Genomic DNA, 16,751 nt, shown 5'->3' with positions numbered 1-16,751 from the left:
CCGCCAGCATGACACACGATCAAAGCCGCCCCGAACCCTGGGGCAAGGACGTGCTCGTCGAGTTCGAGGACGGCATCGCCTGGGTGAAGCTCAACCGCCCGGAGAAGCGCAACGCCATGAGCGTCGGCCTCGCCGAGGAGATGAACCGGGTCCTCGACGCGCTGGAGATCGACGACCGCTGCGGCGTCATCGTGCTCACCGGCGTCGGCGAGGCGTTCTCCGCCGGCATGGACCTGAAGGACTTCTTCCGCGCCACCGACGGCGTCAGCGACGTCGAGCGCATGCGCGCCTACCGCTCCACCCGCGCCTGGCAGTGGCGCACGCTGATGCACTATTCCAAGCCCACCATCGCCATGGTCAACGGCTGGTGCTTCGGCGGCGCCTTCACGCCGCTGATCTGCTGCGACCTCGCCATCGCTTCCGAGGACGCGGTGTTCGGCCTGTCGGAGATCAACTGGGGCGTCATCCCCGGCGGCGTGGTCTCCAAGGCGATCTCGACCCTGATGAACGACCGCAAGGCGCTCTACTACGTGATGACCGGCGAGCAGTTCGGCGGCAAGGTCGCCGAGCAGCTCGGCCTGGTCAACGAGGCGGTGCCGGCCGACCGGCTGCGCGAGCGCACGGTCGCGCTCTGCCGGGTGCTTCTCGCCAAGAACCCGACGGTGCTGCGCCAGGCGCGCATGGCCTACAAATACGTGCGCGAGATGACCTGGGAGGAATCGGCCGAATACCTCACCGCCAAGGCCGACCAGACGACCTTCGTCGACCCCGAGCGCGGCCGCGCCAAGGGCCTGTCGCAGTTCCTCGACGACAAGACCTACCGCCCCGGCCACGGCACCTATTCCCGCGAGGGGTGACGGGGCGCCGGTTCGGCGGATCGTCCGCTCCGCACCGGTGGGAGACCGGCATACCCCGCCGCGTCAGGGCTGCGGCCGGTGCCCCCGAACGCCTCCAGAAGGTCCGACACGATCCGTCTCATGTCCTTGCGGACGGTCCATCCGAGGTCTCTCGCGATCCGGTCGCTCGACAGCACGTTGACCGGGACGTCGAACGGGCGCGCCGGCAGGTACCGGCGGCGGATCGGCCGGCCGCCGAGATCGTGCACGAGCGCCAGCACCTCGTCGATGCCGGTGCCGACGCCGCTGCCGACATTGTAGACACGGTGAGACGTGTCGCCGCCGAGGCTGCGGATGACGGCATCGGCGAGATCGGCGACGTCGAAATGGTCGCGCACGGTCGAACCGTCGCCCCAGACGTCGATCGTCGCCCCCGCGACGCTGGCGTGAACCGCCCTGGCCACGAAACCCACCGGTTCGAACCGCTGCGCCGCGCCCACCGGGTTCGACGGCCGCAGCACGGTCAGTCCGACGCCCGCAGCCCCCAGCGACGACCGCAGGACACTCTCCGTCATCAGCTTGCGGGCGCCATAGGCGTCGATCGGGTTCGTTGGATGGTCCTCGGTGATCGGCGTGCGATCGGGCTGGGAGCCATAGACGGTGCCGCCGGAGGACAGGTAGACGACGTGGCGCAGGCCGGCTGCCGCGGCGATCCCGGCAAATGCCGCATAGGGTCGGACGTCGTTGCGGATTTCCGCCTCCGTGCGACCGCCCGGCAGGCCCGGCCGCGACTGCGCCACGAGAAGGACGGCCGTCGTGACGCCGCGCAGGAGATGCGCGTAGCCGTCCGGGTGCCCGAAATCGATCGGCACGAAGCAGCCGCTGCGGTTGCGGTGCGACAGGCCGACATGCTCGATCGCCTCCGCGCGCAGCCTGTCGCCGATGACGCGACCGATGAATCCGCTGGCGCCGAAGAGGGCGACCTTCACGCCGGCTCGGGCTCGGGCTGCGGCTGGGCCGCCGGCTCGGCCAAGGGCTGCGGCTGCCCGGCCGCCAGTCCGGCGGCGTCGATCGCCCGCACGTAGCGATCCATGTCGAAACTGCGTCTCGACAGGTTCTGCACGCAGTTGCCGAGCCGCCTCGACCGCTGCCGGTCCCGGGCGAGGCCGGCGATCAGCGTTCCGGCCGCGTGCGCGTCGCAATGCGGAACCACGAGTTCCCTGCATTGCTCGCTGGCGGCAAACAGTTCCGCCGTCCCGCTCGCGTCGGCGAAGCATATGACCGGCAGGCCGGCGAACCCCGCATCGATGCAGACGTTCGGCATGGGATCGAGCCGCGAGGAGAGGAAGAAGGCATCCGCCGCCCCATAGACCGCTTCGAGGTGTTCGGTGGCTTCCATCAGGTCGAAGCGATCCGCGATCCCGGCCCGGCGCGCCTGTTCCTCGATCATGGACAGGTAGATGCCGTCTTCGGCGCGGCGGCGCCCGATCCAGAGAAAGCCGACCGTGAGGTCCGGCGCCGCCGCGGCGACGGCCGATGCGGCGGCGAGAAACAGGTCGACCCCCTTGCGGTAGTCGACCGTTCCTGCTCCGACGACGAGGTAGTCGTAGGACTTGCGAAGCGAGACCGGCGCGGTATCGACCAACCTCGCGGCGGGATTGCCCGGAACCACGCACTTCCCCTGCGGGAGGACCTGCGTCCTGCGGAGGGCCACGTCGGGAAAACAGTCCGCCATCGATCGCCGCACGATCTCGGCCGGAAAGATCACGTCGCTCCATCCGGAGAGGCAGGCGGCGAGACCAGGCGTGTGCATCGTCGGAAAGCCGAACTCGTGGATCAGCCCGACGGTCCGCACGCCCAACCGCTCGAGGTACTGGCCGAACGGTGCGGTCGACGCGCCGTTGCAGATCGCGTAGCCGGGGCGGCAGCGCCCGATCACGCTGCCGGCGAGGACGTCGAGCTTCTCGTCGGCCGCGACCTCGACGACCTCGTCCGCCTCGGCGCGGAAATCCTCCAGGAGGTCGCCGCCGCGCAGCGCGACCACGGCGACGCGGCGGCCATCCGCCTTGAGCCTGCGCACGATGTTCCAGGCCAGGATCGGCGCACCGGTCCGCGTCAATTCGTGGACGACGACCAGCACGGTCGGCCGATCCGGGTCGTCTGCCCACGCCACCCACTGCGCCTGGTCGGGCCTGCCCTGCCGACCCTCGCGAAGACCGTGGCGGAGATAGTGGAGCAGGAGAGGACGGCCATATCCCTCCAGATCCGGATACTGCCGCGCGTAGTGGAACGGATCGAAATCCTTCCAGGGGGACAGCCCCATCCTCTCGCCGAACTCAACGTAGTGCGAGATCGCGTCGGCCACCGCGGCTCCTGCCGGTAGCTGGCTCCGATACAGGACCTCGTCGAAGACCCCGCTCCGACGGATCGCCCTGACGTCCGATCCCTGGCCGAACGATCGCCACAGCCTTCCGCCCCAGTCCCGCAATCGATGATCTCCGACAAATGAAACCCAAGGTGCCTCTGCCGCCGCAGATATCAGGTCGCGGTTGCAGACAGCAAGGCACGATCTGCTCCCGCCGCCGGCGGAGAATCCGGTCGGCCCCTACCCTTCCGGAATGTTGCCGACGGCCTGGCTGAAAGCAACGATCCGCCGCAGATTCCTGCTCCGGTCGCGGAGAAGGAGGACACCTGCCGGCCGGTCGAGGCGATGGAAAGCGGGGGGGTTCGATGGTGGGCCCGGAGGGACTCGAACCCCCAACCAAGCGGTTATGAGCCGCCGGCTCTAACCATTGAGCTACAGGCCCCACGCCAGCCTGCATTAGTGGCTTTCGCGGTGGCAGACAAGGCGGGTGCCGCAATCATCACACAATCGGGGCCTAGCGCTCGGCGACCGAAACGAACGGAGATGCCGTCCATGCAGCGTACCGCCCTGCCCTTCCTCGCCTTCGCAGCCTTCGTGGCCGCGGCCTCGCCCGCCGCCGCGCAGACCCTGCCCGAACCCCGGCCGCGGATCTCGGTCACCGGCGAGGGCGAGCATGCGATGCGGCCGGACATGGCGGTGCTGTCGTTCTCGGTGGTCCGGCAGGCCGGCACCGCGCGCGAGGCGCTGACGGCCAACAACGCGGCGATGGCGCAGGTGATCGCGGCGCTCAAGGGCGACGGGATCGAAGAGCGCGACCTGCAGACGGCCGGCATCCAGATCAATCCGCGCTACGAATACCCGACCGGTCCGGACGGCAGCCAGCGCCAGGTGATGACGGGCTACGAGGTCTCCAACACGCTGACGGTTCGGGTCCGCGACGTCCAGAAGACGGGCGCCATCCTCGACGAGGTGGTGTCGCTGGGGGTCAACCAGGGCGGCGGCATCTCCTTCACCAACGCGGATCCGGACGAGGCCATCGAGACGGCGCGGCGCGAGGCGGTGGCGGACGCCGTCGCCAAGGCCCGCACCCTGGCAGAGGCCGCCGGCGTGGAGCTCGGCCCCATCCTCGAGATCACGGAGATGGCGGCGCGGCCGCAGCCCATGCCCTACATGGCCGCGAAGGTGCGGGCGGAAGCCGCGGACGCCGTGCCCGTCGAAGCGGGCGAGAACAGCTACCGCGTCGAGGTGACGGTGAGCTTCGGCATCGTCCAGTGACGACGGCACTGGCGACCGCGGGTCACGGTCAGAGGTCCTCGCCGAGCATGTGGTCGAAATAGTCGTCCACGTCGGCGAGGTCGTCCTCGGAGGCGGTGATCCGGCCGCGCATCGAGATGCCGGCCTCGTGGACGGTCTCGCGGCTGCCGGAGACCAGCGGGTGCCAGCCGGCGAGATCCCGCCCCTCCGCCACGAGCCGGTAGGCGCAGGTGGAGGGCAGCCAGGGGATGGTGCGGACGTTCCGCGGCGTCAGCTTGACGCAGTCCGACACCCTGGCGAGACGGTTGGCGTAGTCGCTGCAGCTGCACAGGCTCGCGTCGAACAGCCGGCAGCCGACGCTCGTCCAGTGGATCTCGCCGGTGTCCTCATCCTCCAGCTTGGCCAGGCAGCACTTGCCGCAGCCGTCGCAGAGCGATTCCCATTGCGCCTCGGACATGGCCTCGAGCGGCGTGGTCTTCCAGAACGGCTTTTCCATCCCGCGCATGTCGCGCCGGCAGACGCGGTCGTCAAGTGGATCCCGGCGGGCGTCGGCCGCCGATTTGCGATCCGGCGGGAGGACGCAGCGGGCGCTGCCGCTGGAACCATCCCGGCCCGCCATGGTTCTTGACGCCGAAGGGTCATTTTCGGACCGGAGAAAGCATCTGATGAAACATCCCGCACGAATTCTCGCCGGCACGGCGCTCGGCCTGCTGATGGCGTCCTCGCCGACCATCGCCGAGACTCCCGCCGCCGCACCGCTGCTGATGGCCCAGGCGGACGACGCCGAGGCTCGCAAGCTCGAAGAGGAGCGGGCAGCCCGCGAGGCCGCCGAAGAAGAGGCGGCACCGGCCGCGGAACAGGCCGCTCCGGCAGAGGAGGCTGCCCCGGCCGAGGAGACCGCTCCGCCAGCCGAGCCCGAGGCTCCGGCCGCCGCCCCGCAGCAGGAGGCACCAGCCGAGGCACCGACGCCCGAGCCGGCACCCGCCGAGGAGCCTGCACCCGCCGAGGAGCCTGCGCGCGGCGGGGATACCGCGACCGAAGCCGAGGAAGCCGCGCCACGGGCGGCCGAGGAGCCCGCAGCAGCAGAGGATGCCGCACCCGCGGCCCCGGAAGCCGCACCCGCTGTCGAGAGAGCCGAACCTGCAGCCGAAGAGGCCGCCCCCGCCGCCGAGCCGGCGGCACGCGAGCGGCGTGAACGACGCGAGAACCGCGCCGGCCGCGCGGAACGGCAGAACCGCGGCGGTGCCGACGCGGCCGGCGAGGCGCCGGCCGACGGCGAAGCTCCGGCCGCAACCGGCGAAGGAGCCTCGGGCACCGAGGCCGCACCGGCCGCCGAGGCGCCGCGCGAGGCGGAGCGCCCCGCCGACGAAGCCGGCGATGATGCCGCGGAAGACGTGGAGGCAACCCCGGCGGACGATGCGGATGCGGAGACGGCCGGCGACGACGTCCTGCCGGAGAATGCCGCGCCCGTGCTCGACAGCGCCAAGGAAGCGGGCGGCGGCGATGCCGACGCGCGCCGTGCCAACCGCCGCGAGCGCAACCGGTCCGGCGATGCGGCAGAGGCTCCCGCCGAAGAGGCCGGACCGGCGCCGACGAGCGACGAAGACGCCCAGGCGCCCGAGATCCGCGCGGAGGAGATCCAGTCGATCACGGCCACGGAGGGTCGCCGCGTCGACCGCGAGGAGGCCCGGCGCGAGCGCCGACAGCGTCCGGAGGGCTCCGAGGTCGTCCGCGAAAGCGGCGGCCGGGTGATCTTCCAGTTCAACAACCAGACCTATGTCGAGAGCAACGACCTGCCCCGGCTGTCCCGCGATGCGCGCGAGGTCTACTACGAGGAACTGCCGCGCGGGCGGGTGCGCGAGACGATCGTTCGCCCGAACGGCTCGCAGATCGTGACCATCCGCAACCGCTACGGCGAGGTCGTCCGGCGGTCGCGCATCACGCCGGAGGGCCGCGAGATCGTGCTGTCCTACGTCGCCGAGGAAAACTGGGACCGCGAGCGTGAGTGGCGCGACCCGGGCGAGGAGCTGCCGCCGCTTCGGCTGCGCATCCCCGTCCGCGAATACATTCTGGACGCCGAGCGCGTCGAGGACGTGGACACCTATTACGACTTCCTCGACCAGCCGCCGGTCGAGCAGACCCGCCGCCTCTATTCCGTCGACGAGGTGAAGCGGTCGGCCCGGCTGCGCGACACGGTGCGACGCGTCGACCTCGACACCATCACCTTCGCGACCGGTTCAGCCGAGATCGCGCGGTCGGAAGTGGCGGAACTCGAAGGGATCGCGGAGGCCATGCTGCGGCTGCTCGACGAGAACCCGGCCGAGACCTTCCTCATCGAGGGCCATACGGATGCCGTCGGTTCCGACATCGCCAACCTCGCCCTGTCGGACGCGCGGGCGGAGAGCGCCGCATCCGCCCTCACCCGGGTCTACGGCATCCCGCCGGAGAATCTCGTGACCCAGGGATATGGCGAGCGCTATCTGAAGGTCTCGACGGAAGGACCATCGCGCGAGAATCGCCGCGTCGCGATCCGCCGCATCACCCCGCTGGTGACGCCGGTGGCGAGTTCCCGCTGAGTTCTCTTCCGTGAAGACGAGGTGCGGCGCGAGAAATCGCGCCGCACTTCTGCATTCGAGACCCTCCGGATAACCTTGCGCGATTGCATTGTCGGCACGTTCACCTATTTGAGCTAGATTGACGCGATGCGAATCGTTGGCGCAGGAACGATCCTGCGCCGTCGGCGGTTCTGCAGGCACCCGCGGACGGAGGATCGGTGTCATCCGGCACGTGCCGGATTGCGGATCCGATCCTAAGCTGGCAAAGTTGTTTCGCCGGAACCGAAAGGAAGAAATGCTTCTCAACCAGCGCAGCTTCACCGCATCCCTCGAGCGAGTCCGGCGCATGCTGGGCGGCGTCCCGGCGCGTATCCAGGTCGCGGCGCTACCCTGGCGCATGACCGACGAGGGCGTGGAGGTGATGCTGATCACGAGCCGGGACACCGGCCGCTGGGTGCTGCCCAAGGGATGGCCGGAAGCGGGCGAACACCGCTGGCAGGCCGCGCTTCGCGAGGCGGGCGAGGAAGCGGGGCTGGTGGGGACGATGTCGGAACAGGAAGTCGGCCGGTATTTCTACGGCAAGAACCTGAAATCGGGGCTCGAGCAGCGCTGCGAGGTTCACGTCTTCCCGCTCAAGGTGGAGAAGGTCTGTTCCAAATGGCCCGAGAAGGGCCAGCGCGTGCGCAAATGGTTCTCGCCGCAGCACGGCGCAAGCCGGGTGCGCGAGCCCGAACTCGCCGCGATCCTCGCCGAATTCAATCCAGCCGCATAGCGGCGCAAACGCGCGGTCTCCCGGACATGACGATGACAGAAGGCGCGTCTGCGTCCCTCGCGCGCCGCGCCGGCGCTTTCGCCGCAGCCAGCGCCTGAGCACGGAGGCGTCCGATGGCCGACACGACAGACAGCACGCGCAAGACGACGCTCGACAAGGATCTCGACAAGCTCGTCCGCGTCGAGGAAGCGACGACCTTCCTCGCCCGCGGCCTGGTGGCACCGGGCATCGCGCTGTTCTTCATGGCTTTCGTCGCCGTGGCGGTCGCCATCTTCACGGCCGGCGATCCGGGCGCGATCGCCATCGTCGCCGCCGCCGCCATCGGTGCCTACATGGCGCTGAACATCGGCGCGAACGACGTCGCCAACAACGTCGCGCCGGCGGTCGGCGCGCGGGCGCTCACGATGGGCGGGGCGCTGATGCTGGCCGCCGTCTTCGAGACGGCCGGCGCCCTGATCGCCGGCGGCGACGTGGTGCAGACGATCTCGAGGGGCATCATCGATCCCGCCGCCGTCGCCGACCCCGCCATCTTCGTGCGCGCCATGATGGCGGCCGTCTTCGCTTCGGCGATCTGGATCAATCTCGCCACGGCCATCGGCGCACCCGTGTCGACCACCCATTCGGTGGTCGGCGGCGTCATGGGCGCCGGCATCACCGCGGCGGGCCTGGCCGCCGTCGACTGGGGCGTCATGGGCGGCATCGCGGCCAGCTGGGTGGTTTCGCCGCTGCTCGGCGGGCTGATCGCGGCCGGCTTCCTCGCCTTCATCAAGGCTCGCATCATCTATCAGGACGACAAGATCCGCGCCGCACGGCTGTGGGTGCCGATCCTGATCGGCATCATGGCCGGCGCCTTTTCCGCCTATCTGGCGACCAAGGGCCTGTCCAAGCTGATCCGTCTCGACGGCACTTCCATCCTGGTGATCGGCGGCGGCGCCTTCCTTCTCACCTGGGGCCTCTCGCAGATGCTCGTCCGGCGGCAGTCGGCCGGCATGGAAAACCGCAACCAGTCGCTGCGCAGACTGTTCAAGCTGCCGCTGATCGTCTCGGCCGCGCTGCTGTCCTTCGCGCATGGCGCCAATGACGTGGCCAATGCGGTGGGTCCGCTGGCGGCCATCGTCCAGACGGTGCGCAGCGGCGGCGTGGACGGAGCAGTCGCCATCCCCCTGTGGGTCATGCTGATCGGGGCCTTCGGCATCTCCTTCGGCCTTCTTCTCTTCGGGCCGAGGCTGGTGCGCATGGTGGGCGAGCAGATCACCAAGCTGAACCCGATGCGCGCCTTCTGCGTGGCCCTGTCGGCGGCCCTGACGGTGATCGTGGCGTCATGGTTCGGCCTGCCGGTCAGTTCCACCCATATCGCCGTTGGCGCCGTCTTCGGCGTCGGCTTCTTCCGCGAATGGTATACCGCCAATTCGCCGCGCCGCCGCGCCTACATGGAGCGCAAGGCGGAGCGGCTGCGCGCAGAGCGCCGGGCGAACGGCAGCGTCGCCGAGGCGGAACCGGAAGCGGAGGATGCCGACTTCGACGGCGGATCCGAGACCGGCGCGACGGAACCGGTCTCGCGCGAGGACGTCATCCGCCGCAGGCTGGTGCGGCGCGCCCATTTCTCCACCATCGTCGCGGCCTGGGTGGTCACGGTGCCAGCGACCGCCCTGCTCGCCTCCGGGGTCTTCCTGCTGCTCGGAACCCTGCGCTGACTCCCCGCCCGCACCCGAAGCGTCGCGCGAACCTGAAGTTTCGCTCCGGCCGGGTCAGGTCTTCGTTCGCGCGCATGTCTTCCGCCGCAAACCGGCGCCCACTTCCGCGAGACATGCTCAAGAGGAGAGATCCATGCCCCTTCGACTTCACGGCTCCTGCCGCTGCGGCGCCGTCGGCTTCTCCGTCGACAGCCATACGCCGGTTCCCTACCAGTACTGCTACTGTTCGATCTGCCGCAAGCAGCAGGGCGGCGGCGGCTTTGCGATCAACCTCGGCGCCGACGCGCGCACGCTGTCGGTCACCGGAGAAGCGCATCTCGGGCTCTACCGCGCCGAGATCCAGGACGACGAACGGCCCGGCTGCGAACGGTCGTCGGGCGAGCGGCGGTTCTGCACGCGCTGCGGTTCGGCGCTCTGGCTGTTCGACCCGCGATGGCCGGACCTCGTCCACCCCTTCGCCAGCGCGATCGACAGCGACCTGCCGCGCGCGCCGCAGCGGGTGCACCTGATGCTGAAATACAAGGCGGACTGGGTGGAGCCCGACATCCGGCCCGGCGACGACGTCTTCGAGCTCTACCCGCAGGAATCCATCGCCGACTGGCACAGGCGCCGCGGCCTGTGGGTCGACTGAGGCGCTCTCAGGCGCGGGCTGGAGCTCTCAGGCGCCTGCGGCGGCGCGCGCCTCGGCCAGGGCCTTCAGGTCAGCCGGCTTCAGTTCGACCGATTCGCCGCAGCCGCAGGCCGACGACTGGTTCGGATTGGTGAAGGTGAAGCCCGAGCGCAGCCTGGTCGTCTCGAAGCCCATTTCGGTGCCGAGCAGGAACAGCGTCGCTTCCGGAGCGACATAGACATGCGCCCCGTCGCGCTCGATGTGATCGTCGCCCGGGTTGGGCTGGGTCACCAGTTCGACGGTGTACTCCATCCCGGCACAGCCGCCTTTCCTGACGCCGACGCGTACGCCCCGCGCACCCTCGCGGCTCGCGACGATCTCGCGGACGCGGCCGGCCGCCCCATCGGTCATCGTCATCACCTGAAAGCGTCCCATGGGATCTCCTCGTTCGCGGGCCGGTCGGCCCGGATCAATCCAGACTAAAATGGGAGAGTTCGGCGTCGGGCGCAAGGCCGCAGCCATGGTCCAGGACCGCAACCGGCCATTCGCGGAACGGTCGCCCGCCCGAAAGCGAAGAGCGGCGCCGGAGATCCGGCGCCGCCCAGCAAAGAGCCCGATCGAGAGCCGGCGCCTCTATTCGGCGCCTTCGGCGCTGCCGGCGTCCTCGGCCTTCGCGGCCTTCTTCTTCGGAGCCGCCTTCTTCTTCGGCGCGGCTTCCTTCTTCGGAGCCTCTTCGGCAGCGTCCGCCGTTTCGGCGGTCTCGGCCTTCTCGGCCTCGTCATCCGCCAGCAGTTCTTCCTTGGTCACCTTCCTGTCCGTCACGCTGACCTGCGCGAGCAGGTGGTCGACCACCTTCTCCTCGAAGATCGGCGCGCGCAGCTCGGCGAGCGCGTTGGGGTTCTTGCGATAGAAGTCGTAGACTTCCTGCTCCTGGCCGGGATAGCGGCGCACGAAGTCGAACAGCGCGCGCTGCATCTCCTCGTCGCTGACCTGGACGCCCGCCTTCTCGCCGATCTCGGCCAGCACCAGGCCGAGGCGGACGCGGCGCTCGGCGAGGCGCTGGTACTCGGCGCGCGCCTCCTCCTCGGTCGTGTCCTCGTCGGCGAAGGTCTTGCCCGCCTGCTCGAGGTCGCGCGTCACCTGCAGCCAGATGTTGTTGAACTCGGCCGTCACCAGGCGGCCGGGCGCCTCGAAGCTGTAGGCGGCGTCGAGCGCGTCGAGAAGCTGGCGCTTGACCTTCTGGCGGGTGAGCGACCCGAACTGGTTCTCGAGCTGGGTCTTGATGATGTCGCGCAGGCGCTCGACCGATTCGAGACCGAGATTCTTCGCCAGGTCGTCGTTGAGCTCGATCGGCTCGGCAGCGGAGACCTCGGAGACCTTGACGTCGAAGGTGGCCGCCTTGCCGGCAAGGTGCGCGGCCTGATAGTCGGCCGGGAAGGTGACCTCGATGGTCTTCTCGTCGCCCGCCTTGACGCCGAGGAGCTGGTCCTCGAAGCCGGGGATGAACTGGCCGGAGCCGAGCACCAGGTTGGCGCCGGTGTCGGTGCCGCCCTCGAAGGCCTCGCCGTCGACCTTGCCGACATAGTCCATGGTGACGCGGTCGCCGTTCTCGGCCGCACCGTCCTTGGTCGTGTAGGTGCGGGCGGATTCGGCGATGCGCAGCGCCTGCTCGTCGATCTCGCTCTCGGGAACGTCATACACCTCGCGCGTGATGGCGATGCCCGAGACGTCCTGGATCTCAATGGCGGGGATCACCTCGTAGGCGATCGAGAACTCGAAATCGGCCTGGCCGGCCAGGATCTTCTCGGCTTCCTTCTCGTCCTCGGTCATCTTGACCTCGGGCTGCATGGCGGCCTTCTCGCCGCGCTCGCTGAGGATCGACGAGGTCGACTTCGACAGGATGTCGTTGACGACTTCGGCCATCAGCGACTTGCCGTACATCTTGCGCAGATGCTGCACGGGCACCTTGCCGGGGCGGAAACCGTTTATCCGCACCTTTCCCTTGGCGTCGTTCAGACGTTCAAGGAGCCGGGCTTCCATGTCCTGGGCGGGTACGACCACCTGGATCTCCCGTTTCAGCCCTGCATTCAGCGTTTCGGTTACCTGCATCATCAAACCTTTGTCTTCACGGGGTGCGGGGCGCAACAGCGATGCGGCCGCGCGCCTTCCGGATTCCTTTGCCGGGAGTGGCTTCTGGTGCGGGTGGAGGGACTTGAACCCCCACGGCTTGCGCCACAGGAACCTAAATCCTGAGGCTGGACCCTAAGTGCTTGATCTGGTTGAGCCGGGCTGGGCGTAACGGGCACAGTCTGGGCACAGTGGGCACACTTTTGGGCACAGTCTCGGGCACCTCCCGATGCCACGGTCGGACGCGGTATGATTATCCTGTGTGGTTTTGTCAAGGCGGAGCCTCAAGGCTGCGTGGGTCGAGGCCGATAGACGGGCCGGGCCGAAGATGGCGGACACGCCCCGTTCTGCGGGCAGGCTATGCAGCCGCCAGCGGTTCACGGTGCCGGCTCCGGCCATTGCAGCCGGGCGGCGAGGAAGCGGGCTTCGTACGGGGCCTGCGTGGTCTCCATCATGATGTGATAGAGCGCCAGCTTGACGCGATCGTAGCTGAGCCCGGCCACGTCGGCGAGGATGTCGACGCCGATTCGGTTTTGGCCATCAGTTCCTCCCCGCGAACACGGGCGCTACGTCGAGGCACGCCTTCGCAACAGCAGCGAGGGCCGCTGCCATGTCCAGCACCCGCTCCGGCGGCAGCGGGGCGTATCCGACCTCCACCGCCGCTATGGCACGCTCGTTCACGAGGATCGCCGCCTCGTCGAGCAGGTCGTCTTCTGTGAGGTCGTTGTGGCGCAGGTTCAGGAAACGCGACACAACTATGCCGGCATCTCGCATCAAAACTCGCTCATTACGCATCAGGCTGTCTCCTATCGGGCAAAAAGAAAAGGCCCCCGGTCGTGAAACCGAGGGCCCTGTGAGGGTTGACGTAGAGAAAATCGGCGGCGGGATAATCCGACGAACTACATAAACAATTTTGTAACTGCGGCGATCTGTGGACCCGTTGCGGTATGCGTACTCGTGCCGTTTCGGACGAAGCATTGGTCTTTCACAAAGGAAACTGCGGTCTGCTTCGGTATACGCACTCGGAGTACAGAGTGTCCCTTAAATGTTACAACGTCCATTGAGCTAAGGATTTGTGTCTTTAGCGGGTCGACCATGCCAGAATTAGTAATAGCATCTTCAATCTTCCGAATGTATTTATCAAGCTGCAGTCCCAAAACCCTAGCTTCCCGGTCTATACCGACAATCTGAACATGCTCAAACGAAAACGGCTCAATCCCATCGAGCTGTTTTATTCGCTCGGCATCTTTCGGCTTATCTGCAATACCGAAGAAAATGTAACCGTCAGCGCCTGGACCGATATTTGCAATCGCGCACATTGTTTCAACCACTGATACAAGTAGCGCCTCATCAGCATCGCGGCTATCATTAAGCCGAAGAATTCCCTGCTTGAACTCGTAGCGGGGTGTTTCAGTCTTCGACCTGCGGATTGAATTCTCGAAGTCAAAAAGCATTCCAGGACCATGTGTCAATGCGTCCACATCAGCTTTGACGAAAGAGCCTCGGATAAGTCCGTTGACGACCGCGACATTTTCCTTGCGATCTTCCGACTTAATGTGCTTCTGCCCCACCTTGATCCTCTCAGTGAGATTATTCAGCGATTTCACTATCGCGGCCCCGTTCGCCGGCGTCATACCCTCTTTGTACAGCAGAGAATAGAACGCCATGAAAACTGCAAAGAACGGGGACTTCTGCGCGTTGGAAGTCGGCTTCGGATAAACTGTCGTACGAAAGAAGAACCGATCTGTAGACGACTCCTCTAAAGTCTTACGTATTATCGAAAATATCGTCTTGACGTGCTGGATTAAACGATCCCGCCCATACACGTTAAGGCGGGTGTTAACATCGGTATGCTCTTGAGTTCCCGGCGAGTAAAGCTTGTCGAGGAAATCCCCCGAAGCCTCGACCGGCTCTTCGAACAAAATGGATGCGCATATGTCCGCCAATACCTGCTCATCATCGCTGTCGCGAAGGTCGCCGGTGCGAAGGATGCCTTGGTAGCACCAAAAGATATCTTCAGCTTTGAGGTTGTAGCCATGGGGGTTGCGGCTGGTCTCGATGCTAATCTCGGGCATCTGACTGAGCAGAAGTGTTTCTCGAGAAACATCTCCACGAATTTCTGCAGCCAAAGTCCTCACAGTCTCCGCAAACGGAGTGAGAACGCCGGCTTGGCGCCGCTCCTGATCACTGAGTTGCTTACCTCCTGAATTTATTCGCCCAAACACCTGCGTGATGCGGTCCGGCTGTTCTCCTGGGAAAATTGTAACGGCGAGTTGATAATCAAGCAAGTTTGCGCAGGACTTGGCATCCAACCTCTTCACATCCACACCGAAAGTCTTGAAGAGCCCCGCCTCCGCCGCCTGCCGAGCCCGCGCAAACTCTTCGATATCGAACGCCTGCTCGTCCCAAGTGAACCCATGTTCGATATAGCTGAAAATGGCATTGAGTCGCTGCATGCCGTCAATGACCTCCATCACAGCACGCCCTTCTTTGTCCGTCACCTCTGCAAACAGGAAAAGCGGCAAAGGGTAATCTTTAAGCAGACTATCAATGAGCTTTTGCTTTTCAGATACAGTCCAGACCAATTTGCGTTGGTATTGCCGGTTCACTAATATACTTTGATCCCGGTAGAGGCGATACAGCGCTTGGATACTCATTCCAGTTGGTGAAACAGTCAATTCTTGCCCCCCTCAATCAATAAAGCGAACGGCTGTGACAGCTACAAGGGAATTGCCTTAACGCTAGTTAGCCGCGTTAAGCGGCCTCGTCCATCTCTTCGTCAAGGTCTTCGTGCCTTGAGCGCCGTTTTGACGCCCTCTCCAGGATCGACGTCATCTCCTCCAGCGACCTCGGACGGAGCTGCATATACCGCATCGTCGTGGTGATGGTCGTGTGCCCTGCCCACTCCATGACGCGCTTCACGTCAGCGCCCCCATCGACCAACCTGCTGATGCACGTATGGCGCAGCGTATGCGGCGTGACGTCGTGCAGCTTGAGGAAGTCCCGCATCTTGTCCCAGCGGGTCCGCATGGTCTCCTTGTTGACCATCGTAAAGGGCCCTGCATGCCCGCCGAAGAGAGCGTGGCGGGCCTTGACGATCTCCCGGGACCGCTTGGTCAGCGGGACGGTGCGCGGCCGGTGGGTCTTGGTGTTCCAGAAGGTCACCGAGCGGAACCCGGACGAGTAGTGGTCCCACTGCGCTGGGATCATCTCGGAGAAGCACCGAGCGCCGGTGTCGATCAGGAGCGTCGTCAGGTGGACCTGCTCCTCGACGCCGTGGGCGTCCCAGAAGGCGAGGATCGCCCTCTCCTCGGTCTCGTCGACCAGCCGGAACTTGGTCTGCTGTTCCTTCGAGAAGGTGAACTTGGGCGACTTCGCCATGACGCCGCTGTCGACGGCCTTGCGCAGCATCAGGGATAGCGCGGCACAACGCCGGTTTGCGGTGGACTTCGAAAGGCCCTGCTCGACGAGAGTGGCGCGGTAGTCGGCGATGTCGGCCGAAGTGATCCCGGCAACGGGACGATTGGTGCCAAAAAATTCGACAACCTTTCGGCCCTGGCGGATCAGCGTGTCGGCCGACTTCTGCTCGGCCCAATGGGTGCGCGAGACGTGGGTGAAGAGGGAGCCAAGGGTGGACAGGTCGCGATTGCCGGCCTTACCCGTGGACGTGCCCGGAAGAGCCTTGCCTTCGGCGAGTGCGAGCTTGGCGGTCGCCTCCCAGGCATCAGCCTTCGCCTCGGTGTCGAATGTCGGGCGTGCGCGGGTCCCGTCCGGGAGCCTCACGTCAGCCATCCACCTGTTTCCTCTCTTCCGTGCCATTCCTTGGTCTCCTACTGATCTGGTGGTGTGAGCTTGGCGACCACCCGGCGGGCAATCTCCGTGCCCTTGGCGGTCAGCGCGACGATCTTGCTGCGGCTGTCGAACGGGTCCGTGAGGGTGGTCACGAGGTCCAGTCCGTCAGGGTTCGAGCGGCGGCTGTCGGTGTACGCTTCCTTCGACAGCGCCAGCACATTGCGGGAGACCGACGACCGAGAGAGGCCCGTCAGGGAGCCCAATTCGGTCATCTTGATCCCACGCTTCTGCGCGATGAGGAGGAAGATCACCATCTGGTTCACTTCCATCTTGGGGGCGATCTGTCGGAACTCCTCAAGTGCCGACACGAGCCGGCCCAAGGCCGGACCATTCCCCACGTTCGTAGCCATGAACACGTACCTGTCCCTCTCTTGCTATGCCCGCAGGCCTTACGGCCTGACCGTAAAGTAGCACAAGGGGTGACGTACGCGATTGCTTATGTTTGGCTGGCCTCCCGCCGACCCCGAGCGAGGATCGGAGTGACCATGTCGTTGATTTTCGAGTAGCCCCACAACAGCGGATCCTCGACCATAGGGCTCTCGCTGGAGTGCCCATCGGCCAAAGCACGCAATGCCGTGGTGAGAAACTCGATCGCGTACGTGATCTCCCCGATGCTGGGCTCGGCTTTACTCACGCTTGTCACTTTTCTTATGTTGATCACTTCTCGATCATCCCAAAAGTTTCAG

General features: G+C 66.2%; 16 protein-coding genes and 1 tRNA gene. 6 read left to right on the top strand and 11 right to left on the bottom strand.

Annotated elements, in window-relative coordinates; genetic code table 11:
* Positions 1-8 precede the first annotated feature (8 nt).
* Positions 9-857, top strand: coding sequence for a p-hydroxycinnamoyl CoA hydratase/lyase (locus IAI54_RS04175; RefSeq protein WP_187971158.1), 849 nt, complete (start codon positions 9-11; stop codon positions 855-857).
* Here the strand turns inward: IAI54_RS04175 and IAI54_RS04170 are convergent.
* The 3 genes from IAI54_RS04170 to IAI54_RS04160 all read right to left on the bottom strand — a co-directional run bounded on the left by IAI54_RS04170 (position 839) and on the right by IAI54_RS04160 (position 3,643).
* Positions 839-1,825, bottom strand: a complete 987-nt coding sequence (locus IAI54_RS04170; protein ID WP_187971157.1) for an NAD-dependent epimerase/dehydratase family protein — start codon at positions 1,823-1,825, stop codon at positions 839-841. The genes IAI54_RS04175 and IAI54_RS04170 overlap by 19 nt on opposite strands.
* Positions 1,822-3,201: a glycosyltransferase family 4 protein gene (locus IAI54_RS04165; RefSeq protein ID WP_187971156.1), complete on the bottom strand. Its 1,380-nt coding sequence runs from the start codon at positions 3,199-3,201 to the stop codon at positions 1,822-1,824. The genes IAI54_RS04170 and IAI54_RS04165 overlap by 4 nt, the downstream gene beginning before the upstream one ends.
* 366 nt (positions 3,202-3,567) lie before the next feature.
* A tRNA-Ile gene (locus IAI54_RS04160) sits at positions 3,568-3,643 on the bottom strand.
* Positions 3,644-3,753: 110 nt separating this feature from the next.
* Between IAI54_RS04160 and IAI54_RS04155 the strand changes: the two genes are divergently transcribed.
* Positions 3,754-4,476 carry an SIMPL domain-containing protein gene (locus IAI54_RS04155; protein WP_187971155.1) on the top strand — a complete coding sequence of 241 codons (723 nt, stop codon included), beginning with the start codon at positions 3,754-3,756 and terminating at the stop codon, positions 4,474-4,476.
* Between the two features lie 28 nt (positions 4,477-4,504).
* Here the strand turns inward: IAI54_RS04155 and IAI54_RS04150 are convergent, their stop codons facing one another.
* Positions 4,505-4,951: a YcgN family cysteine cluster protein gene (locus tag IAI54_RS04150; protein ID WP_187971154.1), complete on the bottom strand. Its 447-nt coding sequence runs from the start codon at positions 4,949-4,951 to the stop codon at positions 4,505-4,507.
* A 169-nt stretch (positions 4,952-5,120) separates the two neighbouring features.
* Between IAI54_RS04150 and IAI54_RS04145 the strand changes: the two genes are divergently transcribed.
* The 4 genes from IAI54_RS04145 to IAI54_RS04130 all read left to right on the top strand — a co-directional run bounded on the left by IAI54_RS04145 (position 5,121) and on the right by IAI54_RS04130 (position 10,107).
* Positions 5,121-7,031: an OmpA family protein gene (locus IAI54_RS04145; RefSeq protein ID WP_187971153.1), complete on the top strand. Its 1,911-nt coding sequence runs from the start codon at positions 5,121-5,123 to the stop codon at positions 7,029-7,031.
* Positions 7,032-7,305: 274 nt separating this feature from the next.
* A complete protein-coding gene (locus IAI54_RS04140) occupies positions 7,306-7,782 on the top strand; it encodes an NUDIX hydrolase (RefSeq protein ID WP_187971152.1) in 477 nt (158 codons plus the stop codon).
* 113 nt (positions 7,783-7,895) lie between these two features.
* Positions 7,896-9,476 carry an inorganic phosphate transporter gene (locus IAI54_RS04135; RefSeq protein WP_187971151.1) on the top strand — a complete coding sequence of 527 codons (1,581 nt, stop codon included), beginning with the start codon at positions 7,896-7,898 and terminating at the stop codon, positions 9,474-9,476.
* Between the two features lie 133 nt (positions 9,477-9,609).
* Positions 9,610-10,107 carry a GFA family protein gene (locus tag IAI54_RS04130; RefSeq protein WP_187971150.1) on the top strand — a complete coding sequence of 166 codons (498 nt, stop codon included), beginning with the start codon at positions 9,610-9,612 and terminating at the stop codon, positions 10,105-10,107.
* Between the two features lie 27 nt (positions 10,108-10,134).
* Here the strand turns inward: IAI54_RS04130 and sufA are convergent, their stop codons facing one another.
* The 7 genes from sufA to IAI54_RS04100 all read right to left on the bottom strand — a co-directional run bounded on the left by sufA (position 10,135) and on the right by IAI54_RS04100 (position 16,415).
* Positions 10,135-10,521, bottom strand: coding sequence for a Fe-S cluster assembly scaffold SufA (gene sufA, locus IAI54_RS04125; RefSeq protein ID WP_187971149.1), 387 nt, complete (start codon positions 10,519-10,521; stop codon positions 10,135-10,137).
* A 198-nt stretch (positions 10,522-10,719) separates the two neighbouring features.
* Positions 10,720-12,195, bottom strand: a complete 1,476-nt coding sequence (gene tig / locus IAI54_RS04120; protein WP_187973006.1) for a trigger factor — start codon at positions 12,193-12,195, stop codon at positions 10,720-10,722.
* Positions 12,196-12,590: 395 nt separating this feature from the next.
* Positions 12,591-12,716: a hypothetical protein gene (locus IAI54_RS29100; protein WP_275403601.1), complete on the bottom strand. Its 126-nt coding sequence runs from the start codon at positions 12,714-12,716 to the stop codon at positions 12,591-12,593.
* A gap of 37 nt (positions 12,717-12,753) precedes the next feature.
* Complete coding sequence (locus tag IAI54_RS04115; RefSeq protein ID WP_187971148.1) at positions 12,754-13,008, bottom strand: hypothetical protein; 255 nt, start codon at positions 13,006-13,008, stop codon at positions 12,754-12,756.
* A gap of 104 nt (positions 13,009-13,112) precedes the next feature.
* Positions 13,113-14,891, bottom strand: a complete 1,779-nt coding sequence (locus tag IAI54_RS04110) for a GmrSD restriction endonuclease domain-containing protein (RefSeq protein WP_187971147.1) — start codon at positions 14,889-14,891, stop codon at positions 13,113-13,115.
* Between the two features lie 76 nt (positions 14,892-14,967).
* The gene (locus IAI54_RS04105; RefSeq protein WP_187971146.1) at positions 14,968-16,005 is read right to left on the bottom strand and encodes a tyrosine-type recombinase/integrase; all 1,038 of its coding nucleotides are present in this window, start codon (positions 16,003-16,005) and stop codon (positions 14,968-14,970) included.
* A gap of 38 nt (positions 16,006-16,043) precedes the next feature.
* Complete coding sequence (locus tag IAI54_RS04100) at positions 16,044-16,415, bottom strand: MarR family winged helix-turn-helix transcriptional regulator (protein ID WP_187971145.1); 372 nt, start codon at positions 16,413-16,415, stop codon at positions 16,044-16,046.
* Positions 16,416-16,751 lie beyond the last annotated feature (336 nt).

The organism is Aquibium microcysteis, assembly GCF_014495845.1.
GTDB lineage: Bacteria > Pseudomonadota > Alphaproteobacteria > Rhizobiales > Rhizobiaceae > Aquibium > Aquibium microcysteis.
Note: the sequence above shows the minus strand (reverse complement) of the source record. Positions and strands in the feature narration are given on the sequence as shown.